Below are 21,959 nucleotides of genomic sequence, written 5' to 3' on the forward strand. Positions count from 1 at the left end.
GGCGTGGCCGTCAGGTGAGCCAGTCGCGGACCGCCGCGACGACCGGCGGGTCGGCCGGTCCGTGGGCGCCGGGGACGACGACGAGCGTCGTGGGCCCTGCCAGGGTCGCGAGGTGCGTCGCGAGCTCGTCGGGCGTGCCGAACGGGTCCGTCGCGCCGCTGACCGCCAGGACGGGCACGGCGATGCGCGGCAGGTGCTCGACCCGCAGCCGGTCGGGCCGACCGGGCGGGTGCAGCGGGTAGGACAGCAGCAGCAGGCCGCCGACGGCGAGACCGTCCGCGACGGCCATCGAGCTCATCCGCCCGCCGAACGACCGTCCGCCGACGACCAGCCGCTCGGTCCCCACGCCCAGGTCGGCGGCGAACGCGGCGGCCTCCTCGCGCACCCGGGCGGGTGCGGCCGTCGCACCGCGCGGCAGGTCGACACGCCGGACCGGCAGCCCGACGGCCGTCAGCGCGGTGTCGAGCACGACGAGGGTCCGGTTGTCCCGCGTCGCGCCCGCCCCGGGTGCCAGCAGCACCCCCGCGACGTCGCCCGGCCCGGACCCCGCCCGCAGCACCCGCACCTCCGCCATGCCCCCATCCTCCGCCGACATCACCCGCCCCGGACACCAGGTAAGGGCATTCCCCCAGGTAGCCTGCCCGCCGTGAACCGCGACACCGTCTCCTCGTCCGACCGGAGCCGCGCCGGTGCGCTGTGCGAGCGCATCGAGGGCGTGTTCGACCAGCGCGTGGTCGGGCAGAAGCAGCTGCGCACGTCCCTGGTGGTGGCGCTGATGTGCGGCGGCCACGTGCTGCTGGAGTCGGTGCCAGGGCTGGCCAAGACGACGGCCGCGCAGACCCTCGCGTACGCGGTGTCGGGCTCGTTCCACCGCATCCAGTGCACCCCGGACCTCATGCCCTCCGACATCGTCGGCACGCAGGTCTTCAACTACGGGACGTCGCAGTTCACGACGCAGCTCGGGCCCGTGCACGCCAACGTGGTGCTGCTCGACGAGATCAACCGCTCGTCGGCCAAGACGCAGTCCGCGATGCTCGAGGCGATGCAGGAGCGGCAGACGACGATCGCCGGCGAGATCCACCCGGTGCCGTCGCCGTTCATGGTCCTCGCCACGCAGAACCCCATCGAGGAGGAGGGCACGCACGTGCTGCCCGAGGCCCAGATGGACCGGTTCCTGCTCAAGGAGGTCCTCGACTACCCGCAGGCCGAGGAGGAGGTCGAGATCCTCGACCGCATCTCCGACGGCCGCATGACCCGGGCGCTGCGCACCGAGCGGCTGGGGCTCGAGGAGGTCGCCTGGCTGCAGCGCACCGTCGACCAGGTGTACGTGGACCGGTCGATCCGGCGGTACGTGGTGGACCTGGTGGCCACCACGCGCGGACGCGGGCCGGTGCAGGTGCCCGGCCTGGACCGGCTGGTGCGGATGGGTGCGAGCCCGCGCGGGTCCATCTCCCTCATGCGCGTGGCGCAGGCGGTCGCGCTGCGCGCCGGCCGCGCCCACGTGATCCCGGAGGACGTGCACGCGCTGCGCAACGCCGTGCTGCGCCACCGCATCGTGCGCACGTTCGACGCCATCGCGGACGACGTGTCGACCGAGTCGATCATCACGTCCGTGTTCGACGCGGTCCCGGCTCCCTGACCCGTGCCCGCCCGGTCCCGTCTCGCGCTGGTGCGCGCGCGCCTGCAGCTGCCCACGCTGCGGCGCGCCACCGGCCTGCTCGACGGACGGCACCGCGCGGTGTGGAAGGGCCACGGCGACGAGGTCGACGACCTGCACGTCTACACGCCGGGCGACGACGTGGGCGACATCGACTGGCGGGCGTCGGCACGGTCCGCGCAGCCGGTCGTCAAGCGGTACGAGGCGACGTCGAACGTGGCGCTCGTGCTGGTCGTCGACACCGGGCGCCACATGGGCGCGACGTCGGCGGGCGGTGAGCCCAAGCACGAGGTCGCGCAGCTGGTGGCCGACGTGGTCGCGCACCTCGCGCACCAGCGCGGCGACCGCGTCTCGCTGCTGGCCGGTGACGCGGGGCGCGTCGTCGAGGTCCCGGCCGGGGCGGGCACCACGCACCTCGAGGTGCTGCTGCGCCGCCTGCAGCGCACGTTCGACCCCGACGCCCCCGAGGGCGACCTCGCGCGACTGCTGGACCGGGTGCTGCGCCGCACGGCCCGACGCTCGCTGGTGGTCGTCGTGACCGACGAGGCGCGGCCCGGGGCGGACGACGAGCGCGCGCTGGCGCGGCTGCGCACGCGGCACGAGGTGATGGTGGTGCAGGTCGTCGACGCGGACCTGTTCGCGGGCGCGCTGGGGTCCGCCCCCGGCAGCCTCGCCGGGGTGTCGTCGTCCGCCGCCCGCGGCCGGCCCGTCGTGCTGCCGCCGACCGGGCGCCCGGTCCGCGACGTCGTCAGCGGCTGGTCCCTGCCGGCGTACCTGCGCGGGCGCCGCAGCGTGCGCGAGGCGGTCGCCGCCGCGCGCACCGCGCGCCACGCGGAGGTGGTGGAGCGCATGCGCCGCCTGGGCGTGCGGTCCGTGACGGTCGAGTCCACGCACGACGTGCTCGACGAGATGGTCGCCCTGCTGGGGAGGTCACGCCGTGCCGGGCGCTGAGCTGGTCGACCCGGTGCCGTACGCCGGGTGGTGGCCGTGGGTGGCGGTGGCGATCGTGCTCGCGGTGGTCGGGTGGTACGTGTGGGTGTGGCGCTCGACGCGCGGCCCTGCCGCGGCGTCCCCGCCGCCGGTCGTGCCGGCCGTGCCGGGCGCGCCGCCGGCGGCGAACGCCCGCCGCGACCCGTACGCCGCGCTGCGCGGCACCACGCTGGCCCGGCTGGACGAGGTCGAGCGCCGGTACGCCGCCGGTGACGTCGACGTCCGGGGCGCGAACCTCGAGATCCGGTGGGTGCTGCGCGAGTTCGCGACGGCCCGCACCGGCGTCGACACGTCGGCGATGACGGCCGCGGCCGCCCGGGCGGACCGCCGCACCCGACCCCTGGCGACGCTCCTGGAGAACTCGTCCCTGCCGACGTTCGGGGCGTCGTCGCGCACCCGCGTCGCCCGGACGCTGGAGCAGGCCCGCAGGCGGGTGCGGACGTGGTGACGCGCGCGGCCCTCGAGACGCCCTGGCTCGCGCCGGTCGTCGTGGCGGTCGTCGTCGCCGCCCTGGTCACGGGGCTGCTGCTGCGCGACCGGCGCGGCACGACGCCCGTGGCCAACACCGACGACCTGCGCCGCGTGCCGGCCCTGCGCGCCTGGCGCGTCCGGTACCGCGCGCTGCGCGTGGGCCTGGCGCTGGCCGTCGCGGCCGCGGCCGTCGCCGCGGCGGTGCTGGCCGCGCGGCCCGTCACCGTGCAGGAGCGCACGCGCGAGCTCGCGAACCGCGACATCGTGCTGTGCCTGGACGTGTCGGGCTCGATGGTGGAGTACGACGAGCAGGTCGTGGCGACGTTCGAGCGGCTCGTGGAGGGGTTCACCGGGGAGCGCGTGGCCCTGTCGGTGTTCGACTCCACGTCGTCGACCGTGTTCCCCCTGACCGACGACTACACGCTGGTGACCACGCAGCTGCGCATCGCACGGGAGGCGTTCGCCGCGCCGACGTCCGACACGGCGCAGGACCTGTTCCGCGGCACGGCGGGCATCGAGGGGCAGGCCTCGCTCATCGGCGACGGCGTGGCGTCCTGCACCCTGCTGTTCGACCAGCACGACGCGGACCGCTCCCGCTCGGTGGTGCTGGCGACCGACAACGAGGTGTGGGGGGACCCGGTGTACGACCTGCCCGCGGCGGCGGACCTCGCGGTGTCCCGGGGCGTCGTGGTCCACGCGCTGTACCCGGCGGACCGCTCCCTCGGCGCCGCCGCTCCCGCCGCGCTGCGCGTCGCCGCCGAGGGCACCGGGGGCACGTTCGCGGCGGCGCAGGACCCGGACGCGGTACCGGCGATCCTGGCGCGCGTGCAGGACTCGCAGCTCGCGGCCATGCAGGCGGACCCGGAGCAGGTCGTCACCGACGACGGCGACGCGTGGGTGTGGCTGCTGTACGGCGCGGGACTGGCCGCCGTGCTGCTGGCGTGGCGGGTGCGCGCATGAGCGCCCGTGCGGTGGTCCCCGTGGTCGTCGTGCTGCTCACGGCGCTGCCGGTGCTGGCGCTGTGCGTCGGGCAGGCGCTGCGGGCGTCCGGCCGGCGGGGCGCGCCGGGGGCACCGGGCGCACCCGCGGGCACCTGGTGGCGCCGCACGGCACTGGTCGTCGTGCTGGCGGTGGTCGCCCTGACGCCCACGGTGGCCGCGACGCAGAGCGGCGGGGCGCGCGTCGGGGTGCAGGTGTGGTTCGTCGTCGACCGCACGGGCTCGATGGCCGCCGAGGACTGGGGACCGGGTGACCCGGTGGTGCGCGGTCCCGGCCTGCCGGCGGTGCCGGCGGTGCAGCGGCTCGACGGGGTGCGGCACGACGTGGTGCAGCTGACGCGGGACGTGCCGGGCGCGTTCTACTCCGTGGTCGCGTTCGCCGACGAGGCCGGCACCCAGCTGCCGCTGACGGACGACGCGACGGCGGTGCGCTCGTGGGCCCAGACCGTGACCCAGGAGGTCACGGCGGGGTCGGCGGGCACGCGGCGCGACCGCGCGCTCGAGGTGCTGCAGCGCTCGCTGCAGGACGCGCAGGACCGCGACCCGGGGATGGTGCGCCTGGTGTTCTACCTGTCGGACGGGGAGCAGACCGCGGACGAGGAGCCCGGGTCGTTCACCGCGATCGCCCCGCTCGTCGACGGTGGTGCCGTGCTCGGGTACGGCACGGCGGCAGGCGCCCCCATGCGGCAGCACGACGGCAGCCTGGACCCCGACGCGCCGTACATCCCGGACCCGCAGGACCCGTCCCGGCCCGCGCTGTCGCACGCCGACGAGGCCGCCCTGCGCGAGGTCGCGGCCGAGCTCGGCGTGCCGTACGTGCACCGCGACGGCCCCACCCCGACCGCCGACCTGGTGGCGGACGTCGACGTGGCGGCCATCGCGGCCGACGGCCGCGCGGACCTGAGCACGCACCGTGACCTGGTCTGGCCGTTCGCACTGGTCGCCGGCGTGCTGCTGGCTGCGGAGGCGTGGGCCTGGACGCGGTCGTCGAGCCGGCTGCGAGGGCGGCGATGAACCGCCGCGCCGACCGGGCGCGGGTCCGCGCGGCCCGCGCCCGCGAGGTGGCGCGGGCGCAGGAGGCGCTGCGCGCCCGGCAGGCGACCCTCGCGCAGCAGGGCGTCGTCGCGCGCCGCCTCACCCGCGCGCAGCGGCGGGCCGCCCGGCGCGACCGGGTGCGTGCCCTGCCGCCGCACCTGCGGCGCCGTCGCCGGCTGCGGCGGTGGAGCGCGGTGCCGGTGGTGCTGCTGCTCGTCTTCGCGTTCACCCTGCTGCTGCTGGGCCCGCGGTACGCGGAGGCCCGGGCGGCGTACGACGAGGACCGCACCTGGGAGGCCCTCGAGCTCTTCGAGGAGCTGGAGGGGTTCGCGCTCGTCGAGCGGTGGAAGGGTCCGTTCAACTCCGGGACGGCCCGCTACCGGGCCGGCATGCCGCGCCTCGCCGTCGAGCACCTGGACCGGGCGCTGGAGCTGGTGCCGGACGAGCACCGCTGCACCGTGCAGACCAACCGCATCCTGGCGCTGACGGCGAGCGAGGAGGAGACGACCGAGCGGGCCGAGGAGCAGCTGGCCTACGCGCAGGCCGTGGCCGACGCGCTGGCGGCGCAGGAGGCCGGGGAGCCCTACGACGCCGAGGTGCTCGAGCCCCCGTACGAGGGCGCCGACCCGCCCGTGGTCTCCGACGAGCTCTGGTACGCCGGCTACCTCTTCCGGCGCGCGGCCGACGACGCCGCCATGCTCGCCGAGGCGCTGGCCGACCCCGCCTGCACCCCACCGCCGTCGCAGGGCGGCGGCGGTGGCGAGGACGACGACGCGCAGGGCGGCGGCGGTGGCGAGGACGACCAGCAGGGTGGCGGCGGCCAGGACCAGCAGGACGGCGACGGCCAGGACCAGCAGGACGGCGACGGCCAGGACCAGCAGGGCGGCGACGGCCAGGACCAGCAGGGTGGCGGCGGCCAGGACGAGCAGGGCGAGGACGACCCCGCGGCGGCGGCCGAACGCCGGATGCAGGAGCTGTTCGGCACGTCGACCGAGCTGGAGAACCTGGGCCGGGCTGCCGAGGAGGGCACGCTCGAGGGCAGGCCGGAGCCGGGGCGCGGGCAGGAGCAGGCGCCGGACCCGGCCCAGGCCGAGGCCCAGCGGCGCCAGGAGCTGGCCGAGCGCAACGGGCAGTCCGGCGGGGGGTCGGGCGGGCAGCAGCAGGGGCCCGCCGGCGGTACCGGCACCGCACCCGGCGGTGGCGACGGGCCGGGCACGGGTGGAGGCACCGGGGGCCGGAACTGGTGACCGTCGGGCCGGGGCGCGGCGGTGCGAGGATCGAGGGGTGCCCGTGACAGATCCGCGTCCCGCCGACCCCCGCCCCACCGAACCCGACCCGGTCGACGCCGGCCCGACCGACGTGAGCGGGGCCGACCCGAGCCCGACCGACCCGACGCTGACCGTCCCGCCCCTGCCCGCCGCCGCCCCCGACGTCCGCCTGGTCGCGGTGGACATGGACGGGTCCCTGCTGGACGACGCCAAGCGCGTCGACCCGTCCTTCTGGCCGCTGCTCGACGCACTCGTCGCGCGCGGGGTGACGGTCTGCCCGGCCAGCGGCCGGCAGTACGCGACGCTGCGCCGCCAGCTCGGGCGCGACGACCTGGTGTACCTGGCGGAGAACGGTGCGCACGTGGTGCGCGACGGCGTCACGGCGGCCGTGGACGGGCTCGACGCGGAGGTGGCGCGTGACGTGGTGCGCGAGGTCCGCCGTCAGGTGGCCCGCGGCGCGGACCTCGGGGTCGTGCTGTGCGGGCTGCGCAGCGCGTACGTCGAGCGCACGGACGCCGCGTTCCTGGCGCAGTGCGAGCCGTACTACGCGCTGCTCGAGCGCGTCCCCGACCTGACGGCGGTGGACGACACGGTCCTGAAGGTCGCGGTCCTCGACTTCGGGTCGGCCGACACGGGGGCCGGCCCGGCGCTGGCGGGGTTCGCGGACGTCGCGGCCGTGCTGGTCAGCGGCGCGCACTGGGTGGACGTCATGAGCCCGACCGCCGACAAGGGCCACGCGCTGCGGGAGGTGCAGCAGCTGCTGGGGGTGGGCCCGGAGCAGACCGTCGCGTTCGGGGACTACCTCAACGACGTCGGCATGCTGGCGGCGGCCGACTGGTCGTTCGCGATGGCCAACGCGCACCCCGCGGTGCGGGACGGCGCCCGGTTTGTGGCGCCGTCGAACGCGGACAACGGCGTGGTCCGCACGCTGCGGGCGCTGCTCCACCTGGCCTGACGTCGGCCCGGCCGCCGGGGTACCGCGCACCGCAGGTCACCGAGCCGGCAGGTGTCAGTCGGATCGCCCGTCGAGCAGCGGCGGCGGCGCCTGCAGGTCGATCGCCCGCAGGGCGACGGCGTGCTCCACGCCCACCTGCCGGCCCTGCGCGGCGGTCAGGGCGGGGACCAGGTCCGCGGGCGCGGGGTGCCCGGGCAGCAGCGCGAGGTACTCGCGGTGCGCCTCCAGCGAGGCGACCGCGCGCTCCAGCGCCTCCGGCGGCACCGGCACGCCGTGCGTGGGCTCCGGGTCCCCCGCCACCAGCAGCCACCGGACGGACCACGGCTCCAGCCCGGCGTCCACCAGCTCACGGAAGACCCAGCGGTTGCCGGCATCGCGCACGGCGTCCGCCGTGGCCAGGCCTGCCGCGCGGTGGTCGGCCTGGTTGAGGCCCACGGGGGTGTCCTCCCGCCACGTCGTGGTCAGCACGGCGTCGGGCCGGAACCGGCGGATCGCGGCGGCGACGTCGCGGCGCAGGTCCAGCCCGTAGAGCAGCACGCCGTCGGGGTGCTCGAGGAAGTCCACCCGGGTCACGCCGACGGCGCGCGAGCTGGCCACCTGCTCGCGCATGCGCACCTGCGCGGCGTGCGCGGGATCCCGCGCGTCCATGCCCGCCTCGCCGCGCGTCAGCAGCAGGTACGCCACCTCCACGCCCCGCCCGGTCCACACCGCCACGGCGGCGGAGGTGCCGTACTCCAGGTCGTCGGGGTGCGCGACGACGCACAGCACGCGGGTCAGCGCGTCGTCGGGCAGCAACGGCAGCGGCACGGCCATGGACCCACGCTAGGGCGCCGCCCGAGGCACGGCACCCGGGCGGACCTGCCCGCTCAGGCCCGGGCCAGCGCGGCGTCGAACGCGCCGAGCAGCGCCGGGCTGAACAGCACGAACCGCACGGTGGTGACCGAAGCGCCGGGGTGCGCGTCGACCCACGCGCGCGCGGCACCGACCGCCACGTCGGCCGCCTGCGCCGCGTCCCACCCGTACACGCCGGCGCCCACGGCGGGCAGGGCCACGCTGGTCGCGCCCAGCCCGTCCGCCACGTCGAGGCTGGACGTGACGCACGACGCGAGCAGGGCGGGGTCGGTCTGCCCGCGGTGGCGGTCCGGGCCCACGGTGTGGACCACCCACCGGGCCGGCAGGTCGAAGGCCGGCGTGGCGACGGCCCGGCCCACGGGCAGGCCGTCCGGCAGCGTGGTGGCGCGCAGCTCCCGGCACGCGGCGAGCAGCCGGGGGCCGGCCGCGGCGTGGATGGCCCCGTCGACCCCGCCGCCGCCGAGCAGCGAGGAGTTCGCCGCGTTCACCACGACGTCGACGTGCTGCTGCGTGATGTCCCCGAGGACGGTCTCGATGCCCATCGCGCCATCGTGACGCAGCGGCACGCGGCGGCGCGCGGCGGGCGACCGCCGCCGGCAGTGCATCGACCCACCCCACCGGTGCCGGACGAGCCCTGGACGAGCCCCCGACGAGCCCGGGAGGAGCCGGCCGGCGCGGGACGCGGCGAGGCCCCTCGGACGCTTACTCCGAGGGGCCTCGTCCCTGCTCCGAGCCTAGCGGCGGGCCGCGGCCGGACGGGTGACGCGGTGCCGCGTGTCCACAGATCGTGTCCACACCCCTGTGTCTGACCGATGGGTTCGCAGGTCGGCCTGTGGACGAGGGTGTGGACGGACCGGTGGACGAAGACCGGTCCCGGCAGACCCTTGTGGGGTGGTCCCCGGAGGTCTAGAACTGGGGAATCGACCTCGGCCGACCGTGATCCACCAGCAGGAACGCCCCTCCCGGGAGCCTCCCGCGGGTCACGGTCGATCCCGGGGACGGACCGAACGGAGAACGTGCGGCACCTCGGCGGGGCGACCCGTCGGCCTGTGGATGACGACGCAGGGACGCACCGGTACCGGGAGGTCGATCGTGGACGTCCCGCCCGCGGGGCACCGGCTCGCCGGTGCACCGGGTGCCGGGGCGGAGCCGCACCGTCAACGGCGGCGTCGGCCACCGGGCGACCGGTGGCACGCGACCCACGGTCGGGGAGGCCCCTCGGACGCTTACTCCGAGGGGCCTTCCTCGTACGCTCGCTCGGAGTGGTCTGCCTCGTCCGCGGCCTCAGCCCGTCGGCGCCGACTCGACGAGGATCGTCACGGGACCGTCGTTGACCAGCTCGACGGCCATGTCGGCGCCGAAGCGCCCGGTCGCGACCTCGAGCCCGCGCGCCCGCAGCGCCGCGACGACCGCGTCGACCAGCGGCTCGGCGACCGGACCCGGCGCCGCCGCGTTCCACGTGGGGCGGCGCCCCTTGCGCACGTCGGCGTACAGCGTGAACTGGCTGACCACCAGCACGGGCGCGCCGACGTCGACCGCCGAGCGCTCGTCGCGCAGGATCCGCAGCTCCGCGATCTTGCGGGCGACCACCTCGACCTGCGCCGGGCCGTCCCCCGGCGTGACGCCGACCAGCGCGAGCAGCCCGGGTCGGTCGATCTGCCCGACGACCTCGCCGTCGACCCGCACGGCCGCGCGCGTGACGCGCTGCACGACCGCTCTCATCGCCGCACCGGCCGCGCGTGCGCACCGCCGACGACGAGCCGGCGCGTCACGCGTCCGGCCCGAACGTCGCCCGGACCTCACCGACGGGCCGGCCGTGGCCGAGCACCGGGGTCCGGGCGGCCTCGGCGACCAGGGCCGGGTCGACGCCCGCGAGTGCCAGGGCCGCGGCGAGCACGACCGCGCGGGGCCGGCCCGACCCGTCGAGGACCTTGAGCGCGACCGCCCCGCCGTCCGGGAGCCCCGCGGCGTAGACGCCGTCGGCCCCGTCCTTGGCGACCAGCCCCGGGACGGCGGCCATGAACGCGGTGACGTCGCGTCCGGTCCCGCCCACGTGCCAGGGGTGGGTCGCCATGGCCCGGGCCACCCGGCCCGCGGCGGAGCCGTCCCGGGCCGCGGCGGCCACGGTGCCGAAGGCGCGCGCGAGACCGACCAGCGTCGTCGACAGCAGGGGTGCGCCGCAGCCGTCGACCGTCACGTGCTCCACGGGAGCACCGGTGAGCTCGACGGTCGCGGCGACGACCGCCTGCTGCAGCGGGTGCGTCGGGTCCAGGTAGTCGTGCGTCGACCAGCCGGCCGCACGGCAGGTGGCGAGCATGCCGGCGTGCTTGCCGGAGCAGTTCTGCGTGAGCGACGCCGGGCCGTGGCCCTGCGCGCGCCACTCCCACGCCGCGTCGGGCGCCAGGGGCCAGTCGGGCGTGTTCTGCAGGTCGGCCTCGGTCAGGCCGGCACCGGCCAGCAGCCCGCGGACCACGTCGAGGTGCGCCCGCTCCCCGGAGTGGCTCGCGCACACCAGCGCCAGGTCCGCACCGGCGACGTCGAGCCCGTGCCCCAGCATGGCGACGGCCTGCACCGGCTTGAGGGACGACCGCGGCCACACCGTGACGTCGGGGTCGCCGACCGCGTGCCGCACCGCCCCGTCGGGGCCGACGACCACGACGTGGCCCAGGTGGACCGACTCGACGAGGTCGCCGCGGTGCACCCGTGCGAGCGGGCGCGCACCGGCGGCGACGTCGGGGACGCTCACCAACCGCCGCCGCGCGACGGCCCACCGCCCCGGCGGCGCGTGTACGGCGCGACCGCGGGACGCACGTCGACCAGGTACACGATGGCCGCCGCCGCGCTGACCAGCGCGAGGAACGAGGGGAACCGCAGCGGCAGCCCCAGCGGCGGCGGGATGGAGATGAACGCGACGACGGTCGCGGCCACGAGCACCCACGTCCAGAACGTGCGCGTCCGCTTGCCGGCGGCCGTGAACGCCGCGGCGGGACGACGCAGGCAGTCCACGAGCGCCCACGCGGACAGCACGAAGATCGCCACGTAGAAGACGAGGAAGAGCAGGAGCTGCAGCGACCCGATGATGCCCACGCCGAGAGCCTACGAGACGCGGGGCACGCGGGTGTGCCGGGCGGCCCTCAGAGCTCGGGCAGCGCGGCACGGGCGTCCGCGGGCGTGGCCCCGGACGCCTCGAGCAGGTCCACCACCAGCGAGCGCAGCAGCAGCACCAGCGACTGCGACGTCCAGTCGTCGGGCGCCAGCGCGTACGGGTCGAGGGCCGCGGCCACGGCCAGCAGCCGCTCGCGCGCCGGGCGCGGGTCGTGCCCCGCACCGATCGCGGTGGCGAGGTCGTCCGTGGCCCGGGCCGCGTCCGCGACGACGTCCGCGAGACCCGGCGGCACCGGCCCGTCCTGGACCACCGCGACGGACCGCCGCGCCAGCACCCGCGCGCTGCGCATGGCGCGGTCCAGCAGGACGCTCTCGCCGACCAGCCCCTCGAGCTCGGCGCGGTGCCGGCGGTGCGCGGGCGCCAGGCGGACCAGCTCGGCCGCCGAGCGCGCGGCGTCGCGCCACTCGTCCAGCGCCGGCTGCGACGCCCGTCCCGTCAGCAGCGCGGCCTCGACGTCCTCGACGTCCCCGGCCCGCAGCCCGCGGGCGAGCACGTCCAGCACCGTGGTGAGCTCCTGCACCGCCGCCTGCGCGAGCGTGCGCGGGTGCCGTCGCGGGTCGGTCGGGGTGAGCAGCGCGAACGCCAGCGCGACGCAGCCGCCGACGACCGCGTCGACCCACCGGCCGAAGGGGCCGCCGCCGATCTGCGGCAGCCCGACGATGACGATGGCCTGCACACCGGCCTGCGTGGTGAGCAGCGCCCCGCGGTCCAGGAACCGCCCCACCAGCGCCGAGGCGGCCAGGACGACGGCCATCTGCCACATGCCGGACCCGATGACGTGCACGACGAGGTCGCCCGCCGCCACCCCGATCGCCACGCCGCCGGCCAGCTCGACGACGCGGCGCACCGACCGGTCGCGGGAGAACCCGAGCGCCAGCCACGCGGCGACGGGCGCGAAGAACGGCATCTCGTGGCCGAAGACGTACAGCCCGATGCCGTACGCCAGCCCTGCCGCCGCGGACGCCTGCAGGACCAGCCCCCACGAGGACCGGACGCGCGCCCACCCCGCCCGCACGCGCGACCCGAGCTGGAGCCGCAGCATCGCCGACGTGCGCAGGGTGGCCGGCGTGCTCACCGCGGCAGGTCCACGGGCGTCACGCGCCCCCGAGCATGGGGTGCTGCCCCAGGCCACGGGTCAGCGGGCCGCGCGCCGCCGGCCGGTCGGGCGTCACGCCGTCCCCGCGCACGACGACCTCCTGCCCGCCCGCGACGGCCCCGCCGTCGCAGTCCACGAGCAGCACGGCGTCCTCCGGGACGGACCGCTTGACCACGGCCAGCGCGATCGGCCCGAGCTCGTGGTGCCGCGCCACCGAGGTGACCCGCCCGACCTCACGTCCCGCGGCGGCCTCGTCGGCACCGCCGGCCGTGGGCGCGGCGGCACCGGGCAGGCGTACGGGCGCCCCGACGTCGGGCAGCAGGTGCCCGGAGCCGTCGAGGTGCAGCATCACCAGCCGACGCGGGGGCCGGCCCAGGTTGTGCACGCGCGCCACCGTCTCCTGCCCGCGGTAGCAGCCCTTGTGCAGGTGCACGGCGGTGCGCAGCCAGTCGAGCTCGTGCGGGATCGTCCGGTCGTCGACCTCGTGGCTGCGGCGCGGGCGCCAGGCCTCGACACGCAGCGCCTCGGACGCCCACGTGCCGACGAGGGGCCAGCCGGCGGTCTCCCGCGCGCGCACCTCCTCGACGAGCCGCTCCCGCGGCACGAGCACGAGCCGCCACCGGCGGTCGGCGCCCGGGTGGGCGTCGTCGTCCGCTCCGTAGCGGGTGCCGCCGGGCGCGGTGCGCGGCCACGGGTCGCGCCAGGTCACCGGCTCCCCCGCGGCCCCCTCGGCGTCGACCGGCTCCGCGAGCGCCGCCCACGCGTCGGTCACGTCGGCGACCTCGACGCGCAGCATGAACCGCATCCGGTCCAGCCACGCCGCCAGCGCGGGCGCGGTCTCGGTGAGCAGCCAGGTGGTGGTGCCGTCGTCGACGACGCCCGCCGCGTGCTCGACGCGGCCGTGCGGGTCGAGCACGAGCAGCTCGGTCGACGTGCGCGGGGGCAGCGCCTGCACGTCCTGCGACGTCAGGGAGTGCAGCCAGGTCAGGCGGTCGGGACCGGTGACGGTGACGACGCCGACGTGGGACTGGTCGACCACCGCGCCGCCGCGTGCCAGCGCTCGCTGCTCCGCCGTCGGGTCGCCGTAGTGCCAGGCGACACCGGCGTCGGGCCCGGCCGCCGCGACCGCCCCGTGGCGTGCGAGCAGCGGGCTGCGGTGCCGCGGCAGCGCGACCGGCTCGGCCTCGACGCCCACGTCAGTCCTCGACCCGGGTCAGGCGCCCCGACGCGTACGACTGCATGGGCTCACCGAAGGCCGCCAGGTCGTGCGCCCACATCAGCTCGCCGTTGACCAGCCCGTACAGGCGCTTGCCGGCGTTCACCGCCGCCCCGGTGGCGGTGCGGGCGATGAGGTCGGACACCAGGTCGATCCGCCCGTTGCCGACCGACCCGACGTAGACGTCGACGTGCCCGGAGGGGTCGGCGAGCAGCAGCTCGACCGGGTGCTGGTCGGCAGCGAGGTCGTCGGGCCGCTCGGGCGGCACACGCCAGTAGCCGGACTCGGTCGACCACACGGGTCCGTCGATCGGCTCCGCCGTGCCCGCGGGGGCGGCGTCGGGGTCGTCCGCGACGGGGGCGTCGGTGTCGAGGGTCGCGGCGTCGTCGGGGGCGACCACGAGCCGGATCGTCGTGCGGTAGGCCAGGTACGGACCGCCGTCGTGGGTGATCTCGAGCTCCTGCGTGAAGGTGCTCTCCTCCACGCCGGGGTAGCCGACGACGCCCTCACCGCGCCAGCGGCCGACCAGCCAGGCGAGCGGGTAGACCTCGGGGGCCAGGCCCTCGGGCAGCACGAACGGCACGGTGCCTCCTCGGCTCGGGCGCGCGTCGACCGTGGCCGGCACGCGCGGTCGGACGACCGACCGGTCGTCCGCAGGGACGCGTCAGCGCCGAGGGCTCAGCGCTGGCCCTTGTAGAGGCGGTACACGACGAAGCCCGCGAACCACGCGATCGTCAGCGTGGCCAGCACGAGCAGGCCGATGAAGAAGCCCTCGAGCGCAGTCATGCACCGATCCTAACGACGAGAGCGCCCGGGTTCGTCCCGGGCGCTCGGATCAGACCGCCAGGACGCGCCCGGCGACGTAGACGAGGACACCACTGACGGTGACGGGCAGCACCACGACCGCCAGCGCGGGCAGCCGTCGCTCGAGCGCCGGCAGCCGGTCGAACAGGGCGTGCAGCGCGGTGACGAGGATGCCGACGCCGAGACCGAGCACGGTGCCCGCGACCAGCTGCACCGTCGGCAGCAACCAGCCGACGAGCGTGCCGCCCGCCGTCGCGGCGGCCACGGTGAGGAGGTACACGAGCCAGGTGCGGCCCCGCAGCGCGACGCAGGCCGAGCCGAGCGCGAGCGCGACCGCACCGGCGACCACCAGCTCCTCGCCCCCGTCGAGCCGGGCCGTGGCGACCCAGCCGGTCACGCAGACCGCCAGCACGGTGCCCGCGACGGTGCCCGAGACGGACTCGACCATGCGCAGCCGCCCGTCGCGGCGCAGCATCTCGTTGACGAACGCGAGCACCACGGCCGCCGCCAGCACGAGTGCCAGGTGCTGCAGGTACGGCTGCTCGGGCGTGAACGTCACGGCCGCGACGGAGCCGAGCCCGCCCAGCGCGACCACGGCACCGGCGCCGGGCGTGAACGGCAGCGCGGCGAGCCCGGGCCACCCCAGCGCCAGGACGAGGACGAGCACCGCGCTGACCGCGGCCAGCGGCAGCACGCCCGTGAAGCCGGCCACCGCGACCACCGCGGCGAGCACGGCGGTGAGGACGGACCGGGTCTCGACGCTCATCGGGGACCCCGTCGGCCGTCAGGCCGACACCTCAGGGGCGGGTCGAGGCACGGACGGGTCGGACGGCGGTGGTGAAGCACGCGGGCGATTCTCGCAGACGCCTCCTGGGACCGGGGACGCGCGGACGGGTGGTGCAGGTGAGTGCCCGTGAGCGGTCGGCGCGATGCACGCCCACCACGCGGTACCGTGTGCCCACTCGCAGCCAGGAGGTGACAGGTGGCGGATCTGCTGCTGCTCACGCCTGCGTCCGGGGGTTCGGCACAGGTGCTTCCCGCGTTGGGGCTCCTGTCCCACCGGGTCCGGGTGCTTCCCGTCGAACCGTCCGCTCTCGTGGACGCCCCGGACGCGGACATCGTCGTGCTCGACGCGCGCCGCGACCTCGTCACCGCCCGCACCACCTGCCGGCTGCTGCGCGCCACCGGCCTGACCGTCCCGCTGGTCCTGGTGCTGACCGAGGGCGGCCTGACGGTCGTCACCGCCGAGTGGGGCGCGGACGACATCATCCTCGAGCACGCGACGCCCGCCGAGGTCGAGACGCGGTTCCGGCTGGTCATGGAGCACGCGGCGACGTCCTCGTACGACGACGCGCCGCAGGAGATCTCGTCCGGCGAGCTGACGATCGACGCCGGCGGGTACACCGCCCGGCTGCGCGGGCGCCCGCTCGACCTCACGTACAAGGAGTTCGAGCTCCTCAAGTACCTGGTGCAGCACCCGGGCCGCGTGTTCACGCGCGCCCAGCTGCTGCAGGAGGTGTGGGGCTACGACTACTACGGGGGCACCCGCACCGTCGACGTCCACGTGCGGCGCCTGCGCGCGAAGCTGGGCCCCGAGCACGAGCAGCTCATCGGCACCGTGCGCAACGTGGGCTACCGGTTCGACCCGCCCAAGGACCGCCGGGTGACGGACGACCGCTCCGACGTGGCGGAGCCCGCGGGGGCCTGACGGGCCCTGACCTGCCTGTCCGCCGCGGCACCCCGCGGCTGGCGGCGCGGTCCGGCACCGCGTGCGGCTGCCCGTGCCCGTCGGTAGTGTGGACGACCGGTGCGCCGGGAAGTCTGGTCGGCAGTGACCCCCGTCGACCCCACCGAGAGGTACGACCTGTGCCCACCACGCCTTCCGGCGCGCCCGCGCCCCGCCCCGCCCGCACGCTCTTCGGCAGCCTGAGCGCCGGCAGCGAGCGCAACCTCGCGGACACCCTGCGCGACGAGCGGATCGGCGGTCTGCTCCTGCTGGCCGGGGCCGTCGCCGCGCTGCTGTGGGCGAACCTCGCCCCGGAGTCGTACCGCGCCGTCAGCGGCACCGTCATCGGCCCCGCTGCGCTGCACCTCGACCTCGACGTCGCGCACTGGGCGGCCGACGGGCTGCTGGCGATCTTCTTCTTCGTCGTGGGGCTCGAGCTCAAGCGCGAGATGGTCGTCGGCGAGCTGCGGCACGTGGCGACCGCCGCGCTGCCCGCCGCGGCGGCCGTCGGCGGCATGGCGGTCCCGGCCCTCGTGTACCTGACGGTCAACACGGCCCTGCCGGGCGGCTCCCCCGAGGGGTGGGCCGTGCCCACGGCCACCGACATCGCCTTCGCGGTCGGCGTCCTGGCCATCGTGGGGCGCGGCGTACCGGTCGCGCTGCGCGCCTTCCTGCTGACCCTGGCCGTGGTCGACGACCTCCTCGCGATCGTCATCATCGCGGTCGGGTACACCGACACCGTGACGTTCGGGCTCGTGCTCGGCTCCGTCGCGGGCGTCGCCGTCTTCGCGCTCGCCCTGCGTCGCGGCGTGCGCTCGCCGTTCCTGCTGGTGCCGCTCGCGCTGGCCACCTGGGCCCTGCTGCACGCCTCCGGCGTGCACGCCACGATCGCCGGCGTGCTGCTCGGGTTCGCGGTGCCCGCGGCGGCGGGCACGGCCCGGCCGGGGCGGGGCGGCGCTCTGCGTCCGGGCACGGACGGCGACCACTCGCTCGCCGAGCGCTACGAGCACGTGTGGCGGCCGGTGTCCGCCGGCTTCGCCGTGCCGGTGTTCGCGCTGTTCGCGGCGGGCGTCACGGTCGACCCGGCGACGATCGGCGCGACGTTGACCGAGCCCGTGGGCCTCGGCGTCGTCCTGGGGCTCGTGCTGGGCAAGCCCGTCGGCATCACGCTGGCCACCTGGGCGGTGTCCCGGTTCACCCGCGCCCGCCTCGCGCCCGGGCTGGGGTGGTGGGACGTGATCGGCGTGGGCCTGCTCGCCGGCATCGGCTTCACCGTGTCGCTGCTGGTCGGCTCCCTCGCGTTCGGCACCGGGACGGAGCTGGGCGACCACGTCGTCGTCGGGGTGCTCGCCGCCTCGCTGCTCGCCGCCCTGACCGGCGGTGCGGTGCTCGCCTGGCGCGGCCGCGTGCACAGCGCACGGGCCGACGGTGCCTCCGCACGGGCCGACGGTGCCTCCGCACGGGCCGACGGTGCCTCCGCACGGGCCGACGGTGCCTCCGCACCCGACCCCGGTCCCGGTCCGCGCGGGACCGAACAGGACACCGACCCCGGGGCGAGCCGGTAGGTTCGCACTCGATGACCACCGTCGACTCCGCGTCGCTCCTGATCGAGGGGCCCTGGCAGCACCGCTTCGTCACCGCGAACGGCGCCCGGTTCCACGTCGCACTGACCGGACCCCAGGACGCGCCGCTCGTGGTGCTGCTGCACGGCGTCCCGCAGCTGTGGTGGGCGTGGCGCCACCAGCTCCCCGTCCTCGCCGCCGCCGGGTACCGGGTCGCCGCGATGGACCTGCGCGGCACCGGCGGGTCGGACAAGCCCCCGCAGGGCTACGACGTGCCGACCCTGGCCGCGGACGTCGCGGGCGTGGTCCGCTCGCTCGGTGCGGAGTCCGCCGTGATCGTCGGCGCAGGCACGGGCGGTGACGTGGCCTGGGCGACCGGCGCGTACCACCCGCGGGTCGTGCGGGCGCTCGGTGTGCTCGCCGCCCCGCACCCGCTGGACGCCGTCGCGCTGCCGGTCCCGCCGCTGCGCCCTCCCGCCGCCGCGGTGCTCGCCTTCGCGCAGTTGCCGTCGCTGCCGGAGCGCGCGATGGTGCGGGGTGACCTCGTCGACCACATGCTCGGACGGTGGGGCGGCGTGCCCGGCCTGCCCGGCCGCGAGGCCGTCGAGACGTACCGGCGTGCGGTGCGGGTGCCGTTCGCCGCGCACAGCCAGCTGGAGCAGGTGCGCTGGCTGGTCCGATCGACCCCGCGCCCCGACGGCGCCCGGTACCGGGCGGTGCTGCGCGCGGCCCGCCCCGTCCCCGTGCTGCAGGTCCACGGCGTGCTCGACGGGCTGCGGCCCGCGTCGGGCTCCGCGCTGCGGGCCGTCACGGCGCACGTGGCCCGGCCGTACCGGTACGAGCTGCTGCACGGCGCCGGGCACTACCTGACCGACCAGGCCCCCGGCCTGGTCGGCGAGCTGCTGGTCGACTGGTTGGCCGAGGTCGAGTCCGTCAGCCCTTGAGCATCGCGGCGGCCCGCACCGGGTCCGTCTCCCCCATGCCCGCGGACGGGCACATCGCGGCGACGGGGCACGCCCCGCACGCCGGGCGCCGCGCGAAGCACGTCCGGCGCCCGTGGAAGATCAGCCGGTGCGACGCCATCGTCCACTCGCGCCGCTCCAGCAGCGCCCCGAGCTCGGCCTCGATGACCACGGGGTCCTCGCTGGTGGTGTAGCCCAGCCGGTGCGACAGGCGCTGCACGTGGGTGTCGACCGTGATGGCGGGCACGCCGAACGCGTTCCCGAGCACGACGTTGGCCGTCTTGCGACCGACACCGGGCAACGTGACGAGGTCCTCGAGCCGACGGGGCACCTCACCGCCGAACCTCTCGACGAGCGCGCGCCCGATGCCGGTCACCGCCCGCGTCTTGGCCCGGAAGAACCCGGTGGGACGCAGCACGTCCTGGAGCTCGGTGGGGTCGGCCGCCGCCAGCGCGGCGGCGTCGGGCCACCGCGCGAACAGCTCGGGCGTCGTGAGGTTCACGCGCACGTCCGTGGTCTGCGCCGACAGCACTGTCGCCACCAGCAGCTCGAACGGGGTGCGGAAGTCGAGCTCGCAGCGGGCGTCCGGGTACCGCACGGACAGCGCCCGGTCGACACGTCGGGCACGTCGGGTGCGCGCGAGCGGGGTCTCGGGGGTGAGGTCGGTCACGCGGCGAGCGTACGGGGCACCACCGACGTCGGCCCACCGTCGGCCGCCGTTGGGCCTCGCGGGTGAAAGGACCGTACGGATCGGTGCGGACCGGTCAAGGGCGGACGGTCACGATCCGAACCAGCAGGGGTGACGTCCGGCGTCGAACCCCTGCACGAGCTGCGGCTCGCGCGCCGCGCGCTGCGCGCCGAGCGCGACCGGGTCGCGTGGTGGCGCCGTGCCGTGCGGGCCCGCATGGACCTGGCGGTGGCAGCGGCCGCCTCCCCCGGCACCCTCGGTGAGCAGGTCGCGTTCCTCCTGCCCCTCGACGTCTGCCTGCAGGTGCCGCGCCCCGACGAGCTGGGTGCCGCCCTGCCCCCGGGAGACGGCCACGACCTGGGCCGCCTGCCCGACCTGCGCGCGCTCGACACCCGGCTCGCCGCCTACGAGCAGGGCGTCGTGGAGGCTCTCGACCGCACCACCGCTCGCCTCGTCGAGCGCCTCGCCGGCGACCCGTCCGCCGCGCTGCGCCCGCGCGCGCCCGCCGTCGAGGGCCGCTGACCGCCCCGGGGCGCTCTGCGCACCGCGCCGACGCGCGGCGGGCCCGCGATGGGGCAGACTGGTTGCGGACGTCCGGCCTCGGTGCCGGACGGGAGGTACGCCCGCGACCGAGCGGGACGAGGGGAAGGAACCGCCGTGGCGGAGGACATCGTGCTGACGGCGCCGCTGTTCGCGGGCATGGACGAGGAGTCGTCCCGGGCACTCATCGACTCGATGAAGGTGCTCGACGTCACGCGCGGCGACGTCCTGTTCCACGAGGGCGAGCCGGGCGACCGGCTCTACCTGGTGCGCGACGGCAAGATCAAGCTCGGCAGGCGGTCCAACGACGGCCGCGAGAACCTGCTGGCCGTCCTCGGGCCCGGCGAGATGTTCGGCGAGCTGTCCCTGTTCGACCCGGGCCCGCGCACCGCGACCGCGACGGTCGTGGCCGACGCCGTGGTGCTGGAGCTGGGCCACCGCGACCTCATCACCTGGCTCGCCGACAAGCCGACGGTCGCCGAGCACCTGCTGCAGGCCCTCGCGCGGCGGCTGCGCCGCACCAACGAGGCGCTCGCGGACCTCGTGTTCTCGGACGTCCCCGGCCGCGTCGCCAAGGCGCTGCTGGACCTGTCGACGCGGTTCGGCCAGCCCGTCGAGGAGGGCATCCGCGTGGCGCACGACCTCACGCAGGAGGAGCTCGCGCAGCTCGTCGGGGCGTCCCGCGAGACCGTCAACAAGGCCCTCGCCGACTTCGCCGCACGCGGTTGGGTCCGCCGCGAGGGCCGAGCGGTCGTGCTGCTCGACGTCGACCGGCTGGAGCGTCGCGCCCGCTGAGACCGCGGCCGGCCCGTGCGATCGGTCCGTCCCGGCTGCGCTCAGTCCGTCTCGACGACCAGCTCGAGCTCGACGGGCGAGTCCAGCGGCAGCGCCGCGACCCCGACGGCCGAGCGGGCGTGCACGCCGCGCTCGTCGAGCAGCTCGTGCAGCAGCAGGCTGGCGCCGTTGACGACGGCGGGGTGGCCCGTGAACGCGGGGTCGCTCGCGACGAAGCCGACCACCTTGACCACACGACGCACCCGGTCCAGAGCTGCCACCGGGTCCTCGTCGGGCCCCTCGGCCGCGAGGACCGCGCCGACGGCAGCCAGCGCGTTGAGCGCAGCGGTCCGCGCGAGCGCCGTGGCGGACTCGACGTCGACCTCCGCGCCGACCTTGCCCGTGACCGGCAGGGCGCCGTCGACGAACGGGAGCTGCCCGGAGGTCCACACGTGCGCGCCGCTGCGGACCGCGGGGACGTACGCCGCGAGCGGCGCCGCGACACCCGGCAGGGTCAGGCCCCGCTCGGCGAGGCGGGCCGCCACACGGCCGGGTGCCGGGTCCACCGTCACGCGCCCTTGGGACGCTTGAGGTACGCGACCAGGCCGGCGTCGGGGCCCTGGATCACCGTCACGAGCTCCCAGCCGTCGGACCCCCACTGGTCCAGGATCGCCTTGGTGGCATGGATGATGAGCGGAACGGTCGCGTACTCCCACTGGGTGGCCATGAGCTCACCCTATCGGCGTGGAAGCGCTCACACGCCGCCCAGCGCGACCAGCGCCGGCTCGCTGCCCAGCAGCTCGTCGCGCCAGGACGCGACCTCCGGGCGCCGTCGCAGCAGCGCGCGGCGCTCGCGCTCGGTCATACCGCCCCACACACCGAAGTCGGCGCGGCTGTCGAGCGCGTCGGCCAGGCAGTCCAGGCGGACGGGGCACCCGTGGCAGACCGCCCGGGCCTCCCGCTGCGCCGCGCCCTCGACGAAGAGCGCGTCGGGCGCCTGCTTGCCCTGACCGCACGACGCCTGTGCTGTCCAGTGGCCCTCGTACACCTGTGCCCCCTGCGCTACCACGTGTTCCTCCGCGTGTTGCTCCCCTGCGTGTCGCAGGCGTGACGGTATCGGCACGAGGGTGGTCCTGACGAGACCCCGGGCGGGTCTTTTCCTGCGGACGGGTGGATGGCGACGTGTGCAGGTCCGGTAA

At 76.5% G+C, this 21,959-nt stretch carries 26 protein-coding genes; 12 read left to right on the forward strand and 14 right to left on the reverse strand.

Features of this window, described 5'->3' with window-relative positions:
- Nucleotides 1-10: 10 nt before the first annotated feature.
- Entirely contained in the window at nt 11-574 is a 564-nt protein-coding gene (locus KG103_RS15830) for an alpha/beta hydrolase family protein (RefSeq protein ID WP_207339463.1), read from the reverse strand.
- A gap of 72 nt (nt 575-646) precedes the next feature.
- On the opposite strand from KG103_RS15830, the gene KG103_RS15835 reads away from it, so the two are divergent.
- From KG103_RS15835 to KG103_RS15865, 7 genes are all read left to right on the forward strand, one after another.
- On the forward strand, nt 647-1,639 hold the full coding sequence (locus tag KG103_RS15835) for an AAA family ATPase (RefSeq protein ID WP_249670634.1): 993 nt from the start codon (nt 647-649) through the stop codon (nt 1,637-1,639).
- Between the two features lie 3 nt (nt 1,640-1,642).
- Entirely contained in the window at nt 1,643-2,608 is a 966-nt protein-coding gene (locus KG103_RS15840; protein WP_207339464.1) for a DUF58 domain-containing protein, read from the forward strand.
- Nucleotides 2,595-3,095, forward strand: coding sequence for a hypothetical protein (locus KG103_RS15845; protein ID WP_207339465.1), 501 nt, complete (start codon nt 2,595-2,597; stop codon nt 3,093-3,095). Before KG103_RS15840 ends, KG103_RS15845 begins: the two co-directional genes overlap by 14 nt.
- Nucleotides 3,089-4,078, forward strand: a complete 990-nt coding sequence (locus KG103_RS15850; RefSeq protein WP_207339466.1) for a VWA domain-containing protein — start codon at nt 3,089-3,091, stop codon at nt 4,076-4,078. Before KG103_RS15845 ends, KG103_RS15850 begins: the two co-directional genes overlap by 7 nt.
- On the forward strand, nt 4,075-5,130 hold the full coding sequence (locus KG103_RS15855; protein ID WP_207339467.1) for a vWA domain-containing protein: 1,056 nt from the start codon (nt 4,075-4,077) through the stop codon (nt 5,128-5,130). Before KG103_RS15850 ends, KG103_RS15855 begins: the two co-directional genes overlap by 4 nt.
- Complete coding sequence (locus tag KG103_RS15860; protein WP_207339468.1) at nt 5,085-6,398, forward strand: hypothetical protein; 1,314 nt, start codon at nt 5,085-5,087, stop codon at nt 6,396-6,398. Before KG103_RS15855 ends, KG103_RS15860 begins: the two co-directional genes overlap by 46 nt.
- Nucleotides 6,399-6,603: 205 nt before the next feature.
- On the forward strand, nt 6,604-7,374 hold the full coding sequence (locus KG103_RS15865) for an HAD hydrolase family protein (protein WP_207339896.1): 771 nt from the start codon (nt 6,604-6,606) through the stop codon (nt 7,372-7,374).
- 54 nt (nt 7,375-7,428) lie between these two features.
- Here KG103_RS15865 and KG103_RS15870 read toward each other — a convergent pair whose 3' ends face one another.
- The 9 genes from KG103_RS15870 to KG103_RS15910 form a co-directional block, all read right to left on the reverse strand.
- Entirely contained in the window at nt 7,429-8,187 is a 759-nt protein-coding gene (locus tag KG103_RS15870) for a PIG-L deacetylase family protein (RefSeq protein ID WP_207339469.1), read from the reverse strand.
- Nucleotides 8,188-8,240: 53 nt separating this feature from the next.
- On the reverse strand, nt 8,241-8,768 hold the full coding sequence (locus KG103_RS15875; RefSeq protein ID WP_207339470.1) for an O-acetyl-ADP-ribose deacetylase: 528 nt from the start codon (nt 8,766-8,768) through the stop codon (nt 8,241-8,243).
- 742 nt (nt 8,769-9,510) lie between these two features.
- The gene (gene dtd, locus KG103_RS15880; RefSeq protein WP_089798028.1) at nt 9,511-9,948 is read right to left on the reverse strand and encodes a D-aminoacyl-tRNA deacylase; all 438 of its coding nucleotides are present in this window, start codon (nt 9,946-9,948) and stop codon (nt 9,511-9,513) included.
- A 46-nt stretch (nt 9,949-9,994) separates the two neighbouring features.
- A complete protein-coding gene (locus tag KG103_RS15885) occupies nt 9,995-10,972 on the reverse strand; it encodes an asparaginase (protein ID WP_207339471.1) in 978 nt (325 codons plus the stop codon).
- Nucleotides 10,969-11,313, reverse strand: coding sequence for a DUF2516 family protein (locus tag KG103_RS15890; protein WP_207339472.1), 345 nt, complete (start codon nt 11,311-11,313; stop codon nt 10,969-10,971). Before KG103_RS15890 ends, KG103_RS15885 begins: the two co-directional genes overlap by 4 nt.
- 47 nt (nt 11,314-11,360) lie before the next feature.
- Entirely contained in the window at nt 11,361-12,467 is a 1,107-nt protein-coding gene (locus tag KG103_RS15895; RefSeq protein WP_307859468.1) for an FUSC family protein, read from the reverse strand.
- A 19-nt stretch (nt 12,468-12,486) separates the two neighbouring features.
- Nucleotides 12,487-13,683, reverse strand: coding sequence for a CAF17-like 4Fe-4S cluster assembly/insertion protein YgfZ (gene ygfZ / locus KG103_RS15900; RefSeq protein WP_249670635.1), 1,197 nt, complete (start codon nt 13,681-13,683; stop codon nt 12,487-12,489).
- Nucleotide 13,684: 1 nt separating this feature from the next.
- The gene (locus tag KG103_RS15905) at nt 13,685-14,287 is read right to left on the reverse strand and encodes an FABP family protein (RefSeq protein ID WP_207339473.1); all 603 of its coding nucleotides are present in this window, start codon (nt 14,285-14,287) and stop codon (nt 13,685-13,687) included.
- Between the two features lie 252 nt (nt 14,288-14,539).
- On the reverse strand, nt 14,540-15,274 hold the full coding sequence (locus tag KG103_RS15910) for a hypothetical protein (protein ID WP_207339474.1): 735 nt from the start codon (nt 15,272-15,274) through the stop codon (nt 14,540-14,542).
- Nucleotides 15,275-15,490: 216 nt separating this feature from the next.
- Here KG103_RS15910 and KG103_RS15915 point away from each other — a divergent pair, with 216 nt between their 5' ends.
- The 3 genes from KG103_RS15915 (at nt 15,491) to KG103_RS15925 (ending at nt 18,740) form a co-directional block, all read left to right on the forward strand.
- Nucleotides 15,491-16,216 (forward strand): winged helix-turn-helix transcriptional regulator, encoded by a 726-nt coding sequence (locus KG103_RS15915; protein WP_207339475.1) that lies wholly within the window; start codon nt 15,491-15,493, stop codon nt 16,214-16,216.
- 158 nt (nt 16,217-16,374) lie between these two features.
- Complete coding sequence (nhaA, locus tag KG103_RS15920; protein WP_207339476.1) at nt 16,375-17,799, forward strand: Na+/H+ antiporter NhaA; 1,425 nt, start codon at nt 16,375-16,377, stop codon at nt 17,797-17,799.
- An 11-nt stretch (nt 17,800-17,810) separates the two neighbouring features.
- Nucleotides 17,811-18,740 carry an alpha/beta fold hydrolase gene (locus KG103_RS15925; RefSeq protein WP_207339477.1) on the forward strand — a complete coding sequence of 310 codons (930 nt, stop codon included), beginning with the start codon at nt 17,811-17,813 and terminating at the stop codon, nt 18,738-18,740.
- On the opposite strand, the gene nth is transcribed toward KG103_RS15925, so the two are convergent.
- Nucleotides 18,730-19,428, reverse strand: coding sequence for an endonuclease III (gene nth, locus KG103_RS15930; RefSeq protein ID WP_207339478.1), 699 nt, complete (start codon nt 19,426-19,428; stop codon nt 18,730-18,732). The genes KG103_RS15925 and nth overlap by 11 nt on opposite strands.
- A 129-nt stretch (nt 19,429-19,557) precedes the next feature.
- Between nth and KG103_RS15935 the strand changes: the two genes are divergently transcribed.
- Together KG103_RS15935 and KG103_RS15940 are read left to right on the forward strand one after the other, a co-directional pair.
- Nucleotides 19,558-19,968 (forward strand): hypothetical protein, encoded by a 411-nt coding sequence (locus KG103_RS15935; RefSeq protein WP_207339479.1) that lies wholly within the window; start codon nt 19,558-19,560, stop codon nt 19,966-19,968.
- A 135-nt stretch (nt 19,969-20,103) separates the two neighbouring features.
- Nucleotides 20,104-20,781 (forward strand): Crp/Fnr family transcriptional regulator, encoded by a 678-nt coding sequence (locus tag KG103_RS15940; RefSeq protein ID WP_089798017.1) that lies wholly within the window; start codon nt 20,104-20,106, stop codon nt 20,779-20,781.
- A gap of 41 nt (nt 20,782-20,822) precedes the next feature.
- On the opposite strand, the gene KG103_RS15945 is transcribed toward KG103_RS15940, so the two are convergent.
- Genes KG103_RS15945 through KG103_RS15955 form a run of 3 tightly spaced genes read right to left on the reverse strand, consistent with a single transcriptional unit; the run spans nt 20,823 to nt 21,829 of the window.
- Complete coding sequence (locus KG103_RS15945; RefSeq protein WP_207339480.1) at nt 20,823-21,332, reverse strand: RidA family protein; 510 nt, start codon at nt 21,330-21,332, stop codon at nt 20,823-20,825.
- Nucleotides 21,329-21,487 carry a hypothetical protein gene (locus KG103_RS15950; RefSeq protein WP_163275479.1) on the reverse strand — a complete coding sequence of 53 codons (159 nt, stop codon included), beginning with the start codon at nt 21,485-21,487 and terminating at the stop codon, nt 21,329-21,331. The genes KG103_RS15945 and KG103_RS15950 overlap by 4 nt, the downstream gene beginning before the upstream one ends.
- 27 nt (nt 21,488-21,514) lie before the next feature.
- A complete protein-coding gene (locus KG103_RS15955) occupies nt 21,515-21,829 on the reverse strand; it encodes a WhiB family transcriptional regulator (RefSeq protein WP_307859466.1) in 315 nt (104 codons plus the stop codon).
- Between the last annotated feature and the right edge of the window lie 130 nt (nt 21,830-21,959).

Source organism: Cellulomonas wangleii (assembly GCF_018388445.1).
GTDB lineage: Bacteria > Actinomycetota > Actinomycetes > Actinomycetales > Cellulomonadaceae > Cellulomonas > Cellulomonas wangleii.